This is a genomic window from uncultured Roseobacter sp. (assembly GCF_947493125.1).
Lineage (GTDB): Bacteria > Pseudomonadota > Alphaproteobacteria > Rhodobacterales > Rhodobacteraceae > Roseobacter.
The window spans coordinates 163787-179904 of sequence record NZ_CANLQB010000004.1 but is presented as its reverse complement, the minus strand read 5'-3'; the positions used below and the strand labels follow the sequence as shown (position 1 = coordinate 179904).

At 61.6% G+C, this 16118-nt stretch carries 15 protein-coding genes; 10 read left to right on the top strand and 5 right to left on the bottom strand.

From position 1 onward, the window contains the following. Positions 1–2: 2 nt before the first annotated feature. The gene (locus Q1A71_RS10025; RefSeq protein WP_299674871.1) at positions 3–272 is read right to left on the bottom strand and encodes a hypothetical protein; all 270 of its coding nucleotides are present in this window, start codon (positions 270–272) and stop codon (positions 3–5) included. Then, entirely contained in the window at positions 269–3046 is a 2778-nt protein-coding gene (locus tag Q1A71_RS10020; protein WP_299674868.1) for a glutamine-synthetase adenylyltransferase, read from the bottom strand. The genes Q1A71_RS10025 and Q1A71_RS10020 overlap by 4 nt, the downstream gene beginning before the upstream one ends. Before the next feature lie 259 nt (positions 3047–3305). Between Q1A71_RS10020 and Q1A71_RS10015 the strand changes: the two genes are divergently transcribed. The 5 genes from Q1A71_RS10015 to Q1A71_RS09995 all read left to right on the top strand — a co-directional run bounded on the left by Q1A71_RS10015 (position 3306) and on the right by Q1A71_RS09995 (position 5736). Next, positions 3306–3722 (top strand): DUF2852 domain-containing protein, encoded by a 417-nt coding sequence (locus Q1A71_RS10015; RefSeq protein ID WP_299674865.1) that lies wholly within the window; start codon positions 3306–3308, stop codon positions 3720–3722. A 63-nt stretch (positions 3723–3785) separates the two neighbouring features. Next, positions 3786–4223: an RDD family protein gene (locus Q1A71_RS10010; protein WP_299674863.1), complete on the top strand. Its 438-nt coding sequence runs from the start codon at positions 3786–3788 to the stop codon at positions 4221–4223. A 68-nt stretch (positions 4224–4291) separates the two neighbouring features. Next, complete coding sequence (locus Q1A71_RS10005) at positions 4292–5110, top strand: arginyltransferase (RefSeq protein WP_299674861.1); 819 nt, start codon at positions 4292–4294, stop codon at positions 5108–5110. Between the two features lie 55 nt (positions 5111–5165). Beyond that, positions 5166–5420: a hypothetical protein gene (locus Q1A71_RS10000; protein ID WP_299674858.1), complete on the top strand. Its 255-nt coding sequence runs from the start codon at positions 5166–5168 to the stop codon at positions 5418–5420. A gap of 154 nt (positions 5421–5574) precedes the next feature. Beyond that, positions 5575–5736 carry a hypothetical protein gene (locus Q1A71_RS09995; RefSeq protein ID WP_299674855.1) on the top strand — a complete coding sequence of 54 codons (162 nt, stop codon included), beginning with the start codon at positions 5575–5577 and terminating at the stop codon, positions 5734–5736. 64 nt (positions 5737–5800) lie between these two features. Here the strand turns inward: Q1A71_RS09995 and Q1A71_RS09990 are convergent, their stop codons facing one another. The 3 genes from Q1A71_RS09990 to Q1A71_RS09980 form a co-directional block, all read right to left on the bottom strand. Then, complete coding sequence (locus Q1A71_RS09990; RefSeq protein ID WP_299674852.1) at positions 5801–8155, bottom strand: TRAP transporter large permease subunit; 2355 nt, start codon at positions 8153–8155, stop codon at positions 5801–5803. A gap of 42 nt (positions 8156–8197) precedes the next feature. Further along, positions 8198–9130, bottom strand: a complete 933-nt coding sequence (locus tag Q1A71_RS09985; RefSeq protein ID WP_299674849.1) for a C4-dicarboxylate ABC transporter permease — start codon at positions 9128–9130, stop codon at positions 8198–8200. Between the two features lie 125 nt (positions 9131–9255). Continuing rightward, positions 9256–10344, bottom strand: a complete 1089-nt coding sequence (locus Q1A71_RS09980) for a TRAP transporter substrate-binding protein (RefSeq protein WP_299674846.1) — start codon at positions 10342–10344, stop codon at positions 9256–9258. Positions 10345–10595: 251 nt separating this feature from the next. Between Q1A71_RS09980 and Q1A71_RS09975 the strand changes: the two genes are divergently transcribed. The 5 genes from Q1A71_RS09975 to Q1A71_RS09955 all read left to right on the top strand — a co-directional run bounded on the left by Q1A71_RS09975 (position 10596) and on the right by Q1A71_RS09955 (position 16102). Continuing rightward, a complete protein-coding gene (locus Q1A71_RS09975) occupies positions 10596–12017 on the top strand; it encodes a cache domain-containing protein (protein WP_299674843.1) in 1422 nt (473 codons plus the stop codon). Then, on the top strand, positions 12014–12664 hold the full coding sequence (locus tag Q1A71_RS09970; protein ID WP_299674839.1) for a response regulator transcription factor: 651 nt from the start codon (positions 12014–12016) through the stop codon (positions 12662–12664). The genes Q1A71_RS09975 and Q1A71_RS09970 overlap by 4 nt, the downstream gene beginning before the upstream one ends. Before the next feature lie 53 nt (positions 12665–12717). Next, positions 12718–13440 carry a methyl-accepting chemotaxis protein gene (locus tag Q1A71_RS09965; protein WP_299674836.1) on the top strand — a complete coding sequence of 241 codons (723 nt, stop codon included), beginning with the start codon at positions 12718–12720 and terminating at the stop codon, positions 13438–13440. A 323-nt stretch (positions 13441–13763) separates the two neighbouring features. Continuing rightward, positions 13764–15515 carry an acetolactate synthase 3 large subunit gene (locus tag Q1A71_RS09960; RefSeq protein ID WP_299674833.1) on the top strand — a complete coding sequence of 584 codons (1752 nt, stop codon included), beginning with the start codon at positions 13764–13766 and terminating at the stop codon, positions 15513–15515. Next, the gene (locus Q1A71_RS09955; protein WP_299674830.1) at positions 15512–16102 is read left to right on the top strand and encodes a hypothetical protein; all 591 of its coding nucleotides are present in this window, start codon (positions 15512–15514) and stop codon (positions 16100–16102) included. Before Q1A71_RS09960 ends, Q1A71_RS09955 begins: the two co-directional genes overlap by 4 nt. Positions 16103–16118: the final 16 nt, after the last annotated feature.

The following is a 16118-nucleotide window of genomic DNA, read 5'->3' as shown; positions in this document are numbered from 1 at the left end:
TGTCAGTTTCTCGGACGTGATCGCCATCCACCCCTTCGGCGGGGGGCCGCCATACCGCCCAACCCCTCCGTCATGACCTCGGTCATCGGGTGCTTTGGGTGGGCTGCGCCATATTGTGCCAGAAGGGCTTTCAGCACGACACCGGTGTCCTGTTCCAGGGACAGGCTCAACGCCCAGTCGAGAAAGATCGTGCGGCACTCGCTTTTTGTAATCCCGTCAATACGATAGGCCTCGAGGATCAGCCCTTTGGGATCATGTGCATCACCCTTCATTGCGCAGCCTCCGGAGACAGCGCCCGATCTACGAGCATCGCCGATGCCGCGTAGTCAGCCGCAAGCCGCGCCTCGAGATCAGCCATGGTATCGTCCTCCAGCGTCCGCAGCAGAAACGCCCGGCCCGCCGGTCCGAGCGCATCGGCATCGAGCGGCTGGTCTGACAGAAGCCGCACCGCCTGATGCAGGCGCGAGTAAAACCCGTGGTATCCGATCAAGGCCTGCCCCGATGCGTCATCCATCAACCCCGATGCGACAGCCGCCTGCAGACCGGCCTCAGTCTGACCGCTGAGCTCGCCTTGCAGCAGGGAGCCCGACTGCGCCAGCAGCTCGATCTCCTGGAGCCGGCCCGGCCCCCGTTTTGCGTCCCATAGACCAGCCGGCGTCTTGGCGGCACGGATGCGGTCCCGCATCTCCAGGACGTCTGTCAAAATCGCTGTTTTCCGCCGCGGCGCCTGCAAAAGCTGCCTGCGGAACTGCTCGACATCCCGGGCAAGATCAGACGGCCCTGCCACCACATGCGCCCGGGTCAGCGCAAGGTGCTCCCACACCCAGGCCTGATCTGTCTGATAACTCTGAAAGGCGGACCAGCTGGTGGCCACCGGACCCTGATTGCCGGAGGGCCGCAGCCGCATGTCGACCTCGTAAAGCCGCCCCTGCGCCATGGGTGCCGTCAGAGCCGTAATCAGCGCCTGTGTCAGCCGTGCATAGAACGGGCGCGTCGACAGCGGTTTGGGCCCGTCGGATGTGGCGGCCTCCAACGGGTCGTAAATCACGATCAGATCGAGATCTGACCCGGAATTCAGCCGACCGGCGCCCAGCGATCCCATCCCGAGGACAACCGCACCCCGGCCGGGCGGAGGCCCGTGCTTGCGTGCAAACTGCGCGATGACCAACGGCCACAGCACGGCCAGGACGGCGCGCGCAAGGTCCGCATATTGCCGCGATGCCGTCTCTGCGTCGATCAGTCCACGCAAAAGGTGGACGCCAACGCGGAAGTGCCACTCCTTGGCCCATCTGCGGATCGAATCGAGCTGTGCTTCGTAGTCCGCCTCCGCTTCAAGCCGGTCTTGCAGCAGATCGGCCAGCCCCTGCTCGCCCGGCCAGTCGGTGAAGAAATCCCCCGCGATCACCGCGTCGAAAACGCCTGCATTGCGCGACAGGTAGTGCGCCAGAGCGCGCGATGTTCCGGTGATGTCGATCAACAGGTCAGTCAGCTGCGGATTTGCTTCCAGAAGCGAGAACAATTGGACGCCCGCAGGCAGCCCCGCGAGAAACCCATCGAAAGCCAACAACGCCTCATCCGGTCGCGCCGACTCGGACAAACGCGCCAGCAGATCGGGGCGCAGACGTTCGAAGATCATCCGGCTGCGTTCGCTGCGCAAGGCGGGATAGCTCGGCCAGCGCGCCAAGAGGTCGCTTTCGGCGGAACGGTTGTGCGCCTGCATCGGTTTTGAGGGAGCGAAAAACCGCTCCATCGTGTCATGAACCGCCTGCAGCCGCTCGACGAGGTCTGCCTTCAGGTCGTCACTGTCCCGGTCCATCAGGCAGGCCAGCCGGTCAAACCCTTCTGCGGTGCGGGGCAAGTCATGAGTTTGCGCGTCATGGATCATCTGCAACCGGTGCTCGACGGTGCGATGCGCGGTGTAGTGCTCTGACAGCATCTCCGCCGTGTCCCGCGGCACCCAGCCTTTCTCCGCCAGGGCCTGCAGACCAGGGATCGTGCCACGCACGCGCAGGTCCGGATCACGCCCGCCCGCAATCAACTGCCGCGTCTGGGTGAAGAATTCGATCTCGCGGATCCCGCCGCGCCCGAGTTTCATGTTGTGACCCGGCAGCGTGATCGGACCGCCCAGCCCCTTGTGCTCCCGGATCGCCAACCGCATGTCATGCGCGTCCTGGATGGCCGCAAAATCCAGATGCCTGCGCCAGACAAAGGGAGAAATATCCTTCAAGAACCGTGCGCCAGCGACCTGATCTCCCGCGGCGACCCGCGCCTTGATATAAGCGGCCCGCTCCCAGGTGCGACCGAGGCTTTCATAGTATCGCTCGGCCGCTTCCATCGCGACACAGACCGGTGTTACTGCCGGATCGGGGCGCAAGCGCAGATCCGTGCGAAACACATAGCCCTGTGGGGTGATCTCGCTCAGCGTCGCCGTCATAGCACGTGTGGCTCGGACAAAACTCGCCCGCGCATCATAGAAATCATCGGGATCAAAGCGCGTTTCGTCGAAGAGGCAGATCAGGTCGATGTCGGAGGAATAATTGAGCTCGCCCGCCCCCATCTTGCCCATGGCCAGCACACACATGCCCACGGCATCCTGCAGATCCGCCTCGGTCGCGCCTGGCAGCTTTCCGCGTTTGATCTGCACCGCAATGCCGGCGCGCAAGGCGGCATGGCATGCGGCATCCGCAAATTCCGTCAGCGTTCCCGTGACGCGGGACAGCGTCCAGGCGCCGCCGAGGTCGGCAAGGCCCGTCAAGAGCGCCACACGCCGCTTAGCGCGGCGCAAGGCGTCACCCAGCCCTTCCGCCCCTGCATCTCGCGCCATATCGATTTCTGTCGCAAGCACCTGGTCGGGGTGGGCCAGCGCCTCCGGCAGCCAGTCGGCCTCCTTATGGACGAGCGTTGCAAGATAGGGGCTCGATCCGGCCGTGCCGTGCACGAGCTCTTTCAATTCCGGTGCCAGGTCGGGCACGGCGGCAACTGCCTCCGTTCCCCGATCCGCATCAAACGCCCGCGGGCAGCGCGTCAATTCGGTCGCCAAACTCATGTCAAAGGCTTTGCCATAGATGATCCGAAGCTCCTAGCCCCCATCACCGCATATCGGTCGTGGAGCGCTCTTATCCTTTGCTTCGGGCAAGATAGGTCACTCCTATAACATTGACCTCAAACAACTTTCTCAAAAAATGTAAAAAACATTCACATAAGACCTTGCGGAGCGGTGCCGCGATACCAATCTATGTAATGTGAAAGACATTCACATCCCGGACCAACCGAGGATTTCATAGCTCAAACAGAAAGGCACTTCGATGACCACCGCCACCCAAGTCACACCTCTGCCCAGCCAGCCTGGTTGGTTCACACGCGCCGAAAACTGGCTTGATTCCAAAGGCAAGGGCGCGTGGATCGCTGCCATGGTCCTTGGTTTCGTCTTCTTCTGGCCGATCGGCCTCGCCCTTCTCTTCTACATGATCTGGAGCAAACGCATGTTCACATCCTGCAGCCGTAAATCGACCTCCATGCGCCATGGCATGCGCGCCATGCGGCCCAGCGGCAATTCGGCTTTCGATGCATACAAGGCCGACACCCTGCGCCGCCTGGAAGACGAACAGCAGCAATTCGAGGCTTTCCTTGAGCGTCTGCGTGAGGCAAAGGACAAAGCAGAGTTCGACCAGTTCATGAACGACCGCGCTCAGAAAAACGGCGACACCACCGCCGACGCATAACGATGGTGCCGGGGCAACCCGGCACATCCTTTTCGATCACACCGACCAAAAGGCAAACGACAGATGGCGCTTCCCGATCCGCAGGGTCAACCTGACTTCTACACCGACGTTCCGCTCAAGCGCCTGATGGCGTGGGCGGTCGATGCGGTAGTGACCGCCCTGGCTTGTCTCGTGATCCTGCCCTTTACCTTCTTCACAGCGGTCTTCTTTCTGCCGTTGCTCTTTCTGGTGGTGGGCTTCATCTACCGCATGGTGACGCTGGCCAATGGGTCCGCCACGTGGGGTATGCGGCTCTTCGCGATTGAGCTGCGCCGGCCCGATGGCACGCCGCTCGATGCGGGCACCGCCTTCGCCCATACGCTGGGCTACTCGGTGAGCTGTGCCATGGCCCCTCTGCAGCTGATTTCCATCGTCATGATGGCCACCACGGACCGCGGCAAGGGCCTGACCGATCACGTGCTCGGGACGGTGATGATCAACCGGCGCGCAGAGCGGATCTGAGCGTTAAACTTCGGCTTGGCGGCCAGCGCTGCTCTTGTTATCTTCTGGTTGTAAACGACCGGAATCCGATGCGCCACACGCTACCCATCGCCCCGCAGTTCTATGTGACTGCCCCCCAGCCCTGCCCCTATCTGGACGGGCGGATGGAGCGTAAGCTGTTCACAGCGCTTCAGGGAGAGAATGCCGACAAGCTGAACGACAGCCTGTCGCAGCAGGGCTTCCGGCGGTCTCAGAATGTGCTCTACCGCCCCTCCTGCGCAGAATGCTCGGCCTGCCTCAGTGCCCGCATCGACATCTCCGCCTTTAAGCCATCGCGCAGCCAACGCCGCACGGCAAACCGCAACTTGGACCTGTCGCGCCGCGCCACCTCTCCCTGGGCCTCCGAAGAGCAATACGAGCTCTTCCGCACCTATCTCGACAGCCGCCATGCGGAGGGCGGAATGGCGGATATGGACGTCTTTGAATTCGCCGCGATGATTGAGGAGACACCAATCCGCAGCCGGGTCGTGGAATACACGCATAAAGAGAGCGGCGCGCTGATCGGCGTCAGCCTGACCGATGTCCTCTCAGACGGGCTGAGCATGGTATATTCCTTCTATGCGCCAGACGAACCTAAGCGCTCGCTGGGCACCTACATGATCCTCGATCACATCAAGATCGCCGAGGAAGCGGGCCTGCCCTATGTCTACCTGGGGTATTGGGTGCCGGGCAGCCAGAAGATGGGCTACAAATCCAAGTTCTCGGGGCTGGAGGTCTATATCGGCGGGCGCTGGCAGAAGATGAACGATCCAGCCGATTTCAGTGCCGACACGCATCCGCTCTCGAACGACCCCATCGCCGAGCAGGTCGCGAATATCCACTTGCCGGACACGCGCCCGACGCGCTGAGAACCGCTCGCCCCGCCCACTTGGACTGCACCTCCATCGCTGGTAAAAGAGGAGCATGAAAACCGTCGCGCGCACCAAATCCTCCTTGCAGAAGTTGCTCTTTCGGGTGACGGCGCTGGTCATCAGCCGCCTGCGCCGCAAGGACATCCGCGAGGTCCTTGAGCGGCTCGAGACCCTGCCCCGACAGCGTGCCTATGCTGAGGTCGGTGGCGTGTTGCTCGCCCTCTTCCTGCTGGCTCTGTTGGCCGCCAGCTTCGGCATCTGGGGCCTTTTCGCCTATTTTGCTGCCATCGTGATCTTTTTTCGCTGAGGCCACGCCGCACCGGCGGGCCATACGGTGTTGAAACTTTTCAGAAAATCCAAGTATACAAATGTATGCTATTGATTTTAAAATATTTTTTGATCCAGCCAGACCGACGCCTCGTATCCTTTTTCAGAAACACACCACTGGAAAGGAGAAAGATATGGGTATGTTGGCAACCGTTCTCGCTTTCGGAACGCTGGGTTTTGTAACAGTGCTGGGCTATCTCGGGGCGCGCGCAACCGAGCAGTTGAAAGACGATCCTGCCCACCGTCCATCGACACTATGCGTGAAAAGTCCGCATTGGCTCTCGGGCCAGTCCTGATCACATCAAAGACCGATCTTTTGGATGATGTCGGGCGAGAGAGAGATCTCTCGCCCTTTTTGTATCAGTTCGGGATCAGATCCGGGATCAGCGTCACGATCCCCGGGAACGTCCACAGAAGCGCCAGACCCGCCACCTGGATCAGCACGAAGGGGATGATGCCGCGGTAGATGTGTCCCGTGGTGACTTCCTTCGGCGCCACCCCCCTCAGATAGAAGAGCGCAAAGCCGAAGGGCGGTGTCAGGAAGGAGGTCTGCAGGTTCACGGCGATCATGATCGTCACCCATTTGGGATCGAAGCTGCCGCCATAGATCACTGGCCCAACGATGGGGATCACGATGTAGATGATCTCCAGAAAGTCGAGCACAAAGCCCAGCACAAAGAGCACGACCATCACGATCAGGAAGACCTTGAACTCATTGTCGAAGCTCTTCAGGAACTGCTGGATGTAGTGTTCGCCCCCAAAGGAGATGACCACCAGGTTCAGCAACTGTGAGCCGATCAGGATGGTGAAGACCATGCTGGTGACCTTCGCCGTCTCCCGCACCACGGGGCTGAGCACGCCCGAGGTGTAGAGCACCCAGCAGGAAAACAGCAGTCCGAAGAGCGCATAGAGATAGGCGGCATAGGCCACCACAAAGGCAAACCAGCTTTCAAATCCGGCATTGCCGTTGTTGACCCGCAGGTCGAAGTTGATACCGACAAGGATGCAGACGATGATCGCCAACGTCGCCCAGATGATCACCTTGGGCGTGCGATCCTGATCCTTGAGCTTGCGGTAGGCGGCGAGCATGATCGCCCCCCCGGCCCCGAGGGCCGCGGCCGGTGTCGGGTTGGTGATGCCGCCCAGGATCGAGCCCAGCACCGCCACGATCAGCACCAGCGGTGGGAAGACCACCCGGATCAGCTCATTTCGCGCGCAGATCTTGGTGGCATGCACGACCCCGTACATGAGCGCGGCGAAGGGCAGCGCCATCAGCGCCACCATGGTGCCGGCACTCGTGGCTGGACCGACCAGAACGATATCGACCAGCAGGACCAGGATCGCCCCCACAGCCCCGATGATCAGCGGCTGCGGCGAGGCGGAGGGCGACACACCCCGCGCCGTGGTCAGGAACAGCGAGGTCAACACGATGATGATGGCGACGCCGGTTCCGATCGGTGCCGCATTGGCGATCTTGGCCGCCCGCGCCTCGACCAGCTCTTCCTCTGACAGCGCGCGCGAGGCTTGCACACCACCCGCGTCATTGATGGCGGCCTGTTCGGCAACAGCCTGGTCCCAGGCCACCTGCCCGTGCAACTCGATCATCGCCGCCTGGCAGTCCGGGCTCACATTGGTTCGCAACGAGGCCCCCTCTCCGATATCGGAGAAGCGAGAGACGTTGGTGGATTGATCTCCGATCACATTCAGGTTGCCGAGAAGGATCGCGACCACAATAAGCGCAAGGGGCGCGCCGAGGAACCAGGTGAAGGCCTCGTTGCGTGTCACCGGTTCGGCGTTGGTGCTGCCCATCTCGACCGCAGGCGCCTTGTCGGGGTTCAGCAGCGCATAGCCAAAGGCGTAGAGCGCATAGAGCAGCGCAAGCATGATCCCCGGCAGCAGTGCCGCCTGGAACAATGTGCCCACCGAGAGCACCGCAGGTTCGCCCAGATAGGTCAGCGCATCGGTACAGCCCGCCACGGTGGCGCGGCGCTCCTGCGCTGCGGAATAGAGGTCCCCCGCCAGTGTGCCGAGCAGAACGATCACGATGGAGGGGGGGATAATCTGCCCCAAGGTCCCGGAGGCCGCGATGACCCCTGTGGACAGCTCAGACGAATACCCGTTGCGCAGCATCGTCGGCAAGGCAAGCAGGCCCATGGTCACAACGGTCGCGCCCACGATTCCGGTGGAAGCCGCAAGGAAGGCGCCCACAACCACGATGGACACCGCAAGACCACCGGGCAGCGGGCCAAATACGCGGGCCATTGTGGTGAGCAGGTCATTCGCGATCTTGGAGCGTTCCAGCGTGATGCCCATCAGCACGAACATCAGCACGGCAAGCAGCGTCTCAATGGACTGACCGGCCAGCACGCGTTCGTTCATCCGGTTCACCACGAAGGAGACATTGCGGTCGAGCGCCGTCTCCCACCCCTGCGGGAAGACCGGCAGTTCGACGCGCGGCAAGTCGGGGTATCGGAAGACCGATATGGTATCGGGTTTCACACCGGAATTCACCAGCTCCCGATAGACTTGGCTGCCGGTGTCAATGGCCTGGTGGATCAGCAGCCCCGCGCTGTCGAGCGCTGCGATGATCCCGAAGGAGATCACCCCCGCACCGGCGATGGCAAAGGCCACCGGGAAGCCCGAGAGGATACCACCAAAGAGGCAGATGAAAACGATGATCAGGCCAACTTCGACGCCGTCTAGTCCGAAAAACATGAGTTCAGTCCCTCACTGCGCTGCGTGTGTCGCGGCGTCTCGTTAATGTGTGCCCTCATAGGCCTCTTCACCCTCGCCCAAGCTGTCGCGGTCGAGGTACTTGTTTTCGCTCTCCGGGCCCTCTTTCCACTCCAGATACGAGCGGAAGAGCATCGCAACCGCCTGCAGGAACAGCATGGCCGTAAAGGCGCAGAGCAAGATCTTGAAGAGGAAGTAGCCGTTGAACCCGTTGGGGCTGAAGCCGATGGTCTCGACGTTCCAGCGCAGCGCGCGGGACTTGGTCAGCAACCGGTCGAGCGTATCGGAGGCCGAGGGGTTCGGCACGATCAGGTGCCGCCAGAGGAAGAACCAGCCGTAGAGCCAGATCATGACGGCCACGGGCATCATGAAGAAGACGGCGCCGAACATGTCGATCACCTTCTTGGTGCGAAAGGCCACGGCGGAATAGATCAGGTCCACCCGCACGTGACCGCCCTGCACGAAGGTGTAGGCCATGCAGAGGCAGACGACCATGGCGTTATAGAGCTTCAGCTCTTCCGCAAACCAGCTGATGTCGAACTGCAGCGGAATGCCGAAGCCGATGGAGATGTCGGGCCGCGTGAAAATCCGCTGCATGAAGACGATCACGATCTGCTGGATCACCATCAGAAGTCCCGCCCATGCGAAGAAGCGACCCACCGTATTGGCGAAGCCTTCCAGCACGCGCACGCACCCCCAGAGGAAGCCGTTGCGCCACAGGCCCACCGCAAAGATGATCACGACCGCGGTGAAGACCACAAAGAAGAACTCAACCGATCCGCCATAGTAGACGAAGCGCATGATTGCTTCCTTGTTCGACCAGTCGAGCCAGAGCGACGGGTGCGTGATCGCATAGAAGAAGTTGTAGAACGCCAGGCCAATGTTCGTGAAGAACCAGAGAATGCCGTCAAAAATGACGGACAGTGAGCCTGCGGCTTCGCTTGCGTCGTTTTCCATATGTCCCCCTCCCTTGTTGCGCGCCTCTTCTCACGCAGCAAGGTGTCGCCCGGATGTGAGGCACGTTGGCCCCTCGTGGTGAAAGGGGCCGCCGCAGCAGCCCCTCCCCTATCTTGCTCGTTTGATCAGCCGTTGGCCAGCACGCGATTGCGCTGTGCCACGTAGAAGCCGTCCGACTTGAGCAGCCAGTCGGAGCTCTGCGCCAGCGATTCCTCAAAGGAGGTGCGGATCTTGGCAAAGAGCTCATCGCCCATGTTTTCGTCCATCACGGTCTTGGAGGCCGCACCAAACGCATCCCAGACATCATCCGGGAACTGCAGCGTTTTCACGCCCTGTGCCTGCAGACGGGCCAGCGCGGCACCGTTGTTGGCCAGTGTCTCGGCCAGCTGGGTGTGCGTGGTGGCCATCGCCGCGTTGGAGATGATCGCCTGATGCGCTGGCGACAGGTCATTCCAGACGTCGAGGTTCATGCCCGCGGCAAGCGCCGAGCCCGGTTCGTGGAACCCGGCGGTGTAGTAGACTTTCGCCACTTCCTGGAAGCCCGCGCGTTCGTCCGCGAAGGGACCAACCCACTCCAGACCGTCCAGAGCACCAGACGACAACGCCTGATAGAGCTCGCCGCCGGGGATGTTCTGCACCGAGGCACCCAGTTCGCCCAGCACCTTGCCGCCCAGACCGGGCATGCGGAATTTCAGGCCGTTGAAGTCGGCCGCCGAGTTGATCTCGTTGCGGAACCAGCCACCGGACTGCGAGCCCGAGTTACCGGCGATGAAGGACTTCAGGTTGAAGATCTCACCCAGCTCGGTGTGCAGCTCATGGCCGCCGCCGTGGTGATACCAGTTGGTCACTTCTTGCGCTGTGCCGCCGAAGGGAACAGCCGTGAAATAGGCATAGCCCGGGTGCTGACCGATGAAGTAGTAGTCCGCGGAGTGATAAAGATCGGCCTGACCGGAGGAGACGGCGTCAAACACTTCGAAGGCGCCAACAAGCTCGCCCGGAGCTTTCTTGTCGATGGTCAGCGTGCCATCGGACATCGCCCCCACCATCTCTTCGAAGTAGGTCGCGGCGTCGTCCAGCACGGCAAACCCACGGGGCCAGGACGTGACCATAGTCAGAACGCGGTTGCCTTGGGCAATCGCGGGTGCAGCCAGCGTCGTGGCCGCAGCGGCCGAGCCGCCCAATGCAGATGTCTTCAGAAATGAACGACGGTCCATTTTGGATATTCCTCCCAGATATATCGCCCGTGGCGCGGAAGTTCGCCCGGGCTGTTTCGAGTGTGGCCACACTAGCCAAGCGGATTCCAAATGAAATACCTAGTACTGCGTAGATCGGCGGCATTTAGATCGTTTTGGTCATATTTTTTGGCCGATTTTGGCGAGGTGAGGTCGTGCGCCCGCGGTTTGGGCCGTTTCGACGCCCCCGATCAGACTTTGATTCGCCGCGATTTCCACGTAACCAGTCTGCCATGAAACGGCTCGGCGCTCTTTTCCGCCCCAGCTATGCGCAAAAGCTGTCGCTGGTGGCCACCGTCCCGCTGATTGCGGCGGTGGCGGCGATTGCCGTGCTCGTGGCCTACCAGTCACGGACGCTGGCCGAGCGCGAAATCAAGGCGCTCGAGACACAGCTCTTGGAAGCCAAGAAGGCCGAACTGGCCAATTACGTGACCCAGGCCCGCAACGGGTTCTACTTCATATACGGCAACGCGGCACCCGACGACCGCGAAGCCCAGGACCGCGTCGCTCAAATCCTGTCGGCGATGATCTACGGGACGGACGGGTTCTTCTTCGTCTATGATTACGACGGCACCAACCTCGTCAGCCCGCGCCAGACCGAGATGATCAACCGCAACTGGTCCGGGCTCACCGACAGCGAAGGCACCCCGATTGTCGATGAGCTCATCGAGATCGCCCGGTCGGGCGCGGGCTATCATAGCTATCTCTGGCCCAAACCCTCGACCGGCGAGGAGGCACGGATGATCACCTATGTCACCAGTTTCCCCAGTTGGCGGTGGGCGGTGGGCACCGGTGTCTTCATTGACGATGTGCTCGCCACCGTCGCCTCGGCCCGTGCGGATGTTGAGGCGCGGGTGCAGCAGACGTTCTTCTATATCGGCATGATCACCCTCGCCGCCCTGCTCGCCGTCTTCCTGACCGGCATGGGCCTCAACATCCGCGAACGCCGCTTGGCCGACGCAAAGCTGAAAAAGCTCACTCAACGGGTGCTGGACGCACAGGAAGAGGAGCGCGGCCGCGTCGCGCGCGAGCTGCATGACGGCATCAGCCAGTTGCTCGTGGGCGTCCGCTATGCGCTCGACACCGCGCGCCGCAAATTTGACCGGGATGATCCAAGCGCCGGAGAGCCGCTGAAGAAGGGGATCGAAACGCTGGGTGAGGCCATCTCCGAAGTGCGCCGGATCAGCCGCGACCTGCGCCCAGGGGTGCTCGACGACCTCGGTCTTGGCCCCGCGATCAAGGCACTGGCGGAAGATTTTCAGGAACGCACCGGCATCGACGTCAGCTTCCAGACGGTCGTCTTCCGCAACCGTCTCGATGGCGAGGCCAAGATCGCCATGTACCGCATCGCGCAGGAAGCGCTGACCAATGTCGAGCGCCATTCTCAGGCCAGCCATGTGAAGATAGACCTGCGCGGCCACAAGAAGGGCGCAACCCTGCGGATCGAGGACAACGGCCGCGGGCTGCCCGAAGATGGCCCCACCGGCGGGCTTGGGCTGCGCAACATGCAGGAGCGTGTCGAACAGCTTGAGGGGCAACTGCGCCTCGCCAAACCCCGCGGTACCGACGGCACGATCATTGAGGTCACCGTACCGCTCTCCCACCTCCTGCCGCCCGAACGTGAAACCTCAGAACGACCCACAGTACCCGCATGACCGACCCCACTCCGATCAAGATCCTCATTGTCGATGACCACCCCATGGTCGCCGAAGGCATACAGTCGATCCTGGAAAGCTACGACGACATTGACGTCGTCGGCACCTGCAACACGGCACGGGACGCCATTGCGCGGGTGCCGGCGCTCGATCCGGATGTGATCCTGATGGATCTCAACATGCCCGACATGGGTGGGCTGACGGCAACCGAGATCATCCTCGAGCAGCGCCCAGACACGCGGGTCCTTGTTCTCTCGATGCACGACAGCCCCGAATACATCTCCTCCGCGCTCAGCCACGGTGCCATGGGCTATGTGCTCAAAGACGTGCCTACCGATGAAATCAAGCAGGCCATCGATGTGGTGATGTCGGGCGAGCGTTATCTCTGCACCGGTGCGCGCGGATCGCTCGAGCCCAAGCAGGCCGACGTGCGCGAGGCTTTGACAGGCCGAGAGCAGACGATCCTGCTGCAACTGGCCCAAGGCAAGTCGAACAAGGAGGTGGCGATTGCACTCGATATTTCCGTGCGCACGGTCGAGACCCACCGGAAGAACATCAAACGCAAGTTGGGCATTTCGAGCACGGCGGGCCTCACCCGCTACGCATTGGAGCATGGTGTGCTGCAAGGCACCGGCGCGCGATTCTGAGCACCGCGCGGGTGTTGAAGCTTTGTTAAGCATGCGCGGTCTAGACCGGTTGCATGAATGCACAAACCGAGATCACGGCGCCCGACGCGGCGACCATCGACACCCTGCCCTATCGCTCTGCCATCGACCGTGTCGCCACCATGCGCGCGCTGGTGATGCGCATGGCACTGGCGATCAGCCAGCTGGCGTCCGACCGTACCGACGACCAACGCGAATCTCTCCAAGCAGATGCGCAGGCCCATACCGAGAAGCTGCGCCACACCTATGATGTGCTGCGCGGCCAAAGCACGTTCACGGACCTGCCGGAAGAACTCAGCGGCTGGCTCGCCACCATCGCACAGGATCAGACCAGCCGGATGGCCACAATCAGCCGCATGGCCGACATGACCGACAGCCTGCGGGATGCCGCCCTCGGTGACGACGGTGTTAAGCCCTCCGACTTCGACAGCTATGTGGCCTACGCGCAGGGCGACTTCTTCGAGGTCGTCACCGCACTTACCGAGCATATCTGGAAATACATCGAGGACGGTCGGGCCCTCCAGTTGGAGCGCGCCATGCAGTCGGCCACCCGCCTCGGCGAAGGGCTCAGCCGGTTGGAGCGGATCGGCAAATACGTGCGCTCCATGTCGATCAACGCCTCGGTTGAGGCTTCTCGCGCAGGCGAAGCAGGCAAGGGCCTCGCGATCATCGCGCAGGAATTCAAGGTGCTCGCCGAAGAAGTGCAGGAACTGACCTTCTCCGCCCGACAAGACATCGAAAGCATCGAAAACGCCTGAGCCAAACCTCCGTTCCAGCATCATATTTTCGCAAAATGTCGCCAGGCACGCGCCATACGAAAGGAAGTGGCGCAAAAAATTGCCGCAGCGACATATTTTTTTGCGTAATAGGTCCTTGACGGCCCTATGTGCCACTTCTAATGTCCCGGCAGCACGAAGGAGCCATCTGACATGACACCCCTAGTCGTCATTGTAGGACACACGCGCATGGGCCGGTAACGGTAGACCATTTTCTGACCCCATGCGCCCCCGCCAAGATCGGGGGCTTTTTTGTGCGCAAACGGTAGCAGAGGCCGACAAGCGGCCGCCACGGAGAAAGAGATATGAAACGGCAGATGTCCGGAGCAAAAATGATTGTCCAAGCCTTGATCGATCAGGGTGTGGACACCGTCTTTGGCTACCCCGGGGGCGCCGTGCTACCGATCTACGACGAGATCTTTCAGCAAAACGCCATCCGGCACATTCTGGTGCGCCATGAACAGGGTGCCGTGCATGCCGCGGAAGGCTATGCGCGCTCCACAGGCAAGCCTGGTGTCGTGCTCGTGACCTCCGGGCCCGGTGCCACCAATGCGGTGACCGGCCTGACCGATGCGCTGATGGATTCGATCCCGATCATTGTGCTCACGGGCCAAGTGCCCACCTTCATGATCGGCTCTGACGCGTTCCAGGAGGCCGACACGGTGGGCATCACCCGCCCCTGCACCAAGCACAATTGGCTGGTGAAAGAGACAGACGCGCTCTCGGGCGTGATCCATGAGGCCTTCCATGTGGCCACCCAAGGCCGCCCCGGCCCGGTGCTGGTCGACATCCCGAAGGACGTGCAGTTCGCCACCGGCACCTATCACGCGCCGAAGCCCTCGGTCTCGCACTATCAGCCGAAGCTGAAGGGCGACATGGAGGAGATCACCGAGCTCGTCGCCGCGATCGAGAAGGCCAAGAGGCCGATCTTCTACACCGGCGGCGGGGTGATCAACTCCGGCCCGGCGGCCAGCCAGCTCTTGCGCGAGCTGGTCAAGGTCACAGGATTCCCGATCACCTCGACGCTCATGGGCCTCGGCTGCTACCCGGCGTCTGGCGAGAATTGGCTCGGTATGCTCGGCATGCACGGGCTCTACCAGGCCAATATGGCGATGCACGACTGCGACCTGATGATCAACATCGGCGCGCGGTTTGACGACCGGATCACAGGCCGCATCGACGCCTTCAGCCCAAAATCGATCAAGGCGCATATCGACATTGATCCCTCGTCAATCAACAAGGTGATCAAGACCGACATCCCGATTGTCGGCGATGTGGGCCATGTGCTCGAAGACATCCTGAAGGTCTGGAAATCCCGCGGACGCAAGACCAACTCCGAAGCGCTGGCGAAATGGTGGGCGCAGATCGAGGAGTGGAAAACCGTCGACTGCCTCAAGTTCACTCAGAAAGGCAAGACCATCAAACCGCAGCACGCGCTGGTGCGGTTGGAGGAATTGACCAAGAAGCACGACCGCTACATCTGTACCGAAGTCGGCCAGCACCAGATGTGGGCCGCGCAGTATCTCGGCTTTGAAGATCCGAACCGCTGGATGACTTCGGGTGGTCTGGGCACCATGGGCTACGGTTTCCCCGCCTCTATCGGCGTGCAGATGGCGCACCCCGATGCGCTGGTGATCAACGTGGCCGGTGAGGCAAGCTGGCTGATGAACATGCAGGAGATGGGCACCGCCGTACAATACCGCCTGCCGGTGAAACAGTTCATCCTGAACAACGAACGCCTCGGTATGGTGCGCCAGTGGCAGGAGCTCTTGCACGGTGAGCGCTATTCGCACAGCTGGTCCGACGCCCTGCCCGATTTCGTGAAGCTGGCCGAGGCCTTCGGCGCCAAGGGCATCCTGTGTGCCGACCCGGATGATCTCGACGACGCGATCATGGAGATGATCACGCATGACGGCCCGGTGATCTTCGACTGTCTGGTCGAGAAGCACGAAAACTGTTTCCCGATGATCCCCTCCGGCAAGGCCCACAACGAGATGTTGCTGGGCGAAGCGGAGACACAGGGCGTGATTGACAGCAAGGGCAGCGTGCTGGTGTGATCCGGTCGTGGCGCCTTCTTTTCGCGGCGCTGGCACTGGCCCTCACCATGGCCGGTGCCGGGGCACAGACCTTCGGGGGCGTGAAGGTCGGATCTGACGCACGGGCAGTGGCCAGTTTTGGCGGTCCTGTCGCGCTCGACAGCAGTGGCCCCGACCGGTTCGCGAAGTTTCGGATGCCCGACGGTCATGATCTGTCGGTGACAACGCGAAACTTCGGCCCGATCATCTATATGGAAAACAGCTGGAACCGCGCGGTCGCCCCCTCCGCCGGCGCCGGGCTCCGCTTCGGTCTGACAACCCGGCGGGATCTGCTGAACCTGCTTGGAAACGATGGCTACACCTACGCCAACCGAAAGCGGATCGCCTTCGGCTCAGACATCGTGATCTTTCACAGCTATGAACTTGTGAATCAGCCCGGTGTTGTGGCGACCTTCGCATTTGCACTGCCCCCGGCGCGGGCATCGCTCGGCGATGACGCGGCGCTGCTCGACAGCATCATCATCGCCCAAGCCTGGTACCTCGACGAAATCTGGGGCTCTAGCAAAACCGGCGCTCCGGGTTACATCCCGATCACTCTGAACTACTGACACGTAAAAACAAACC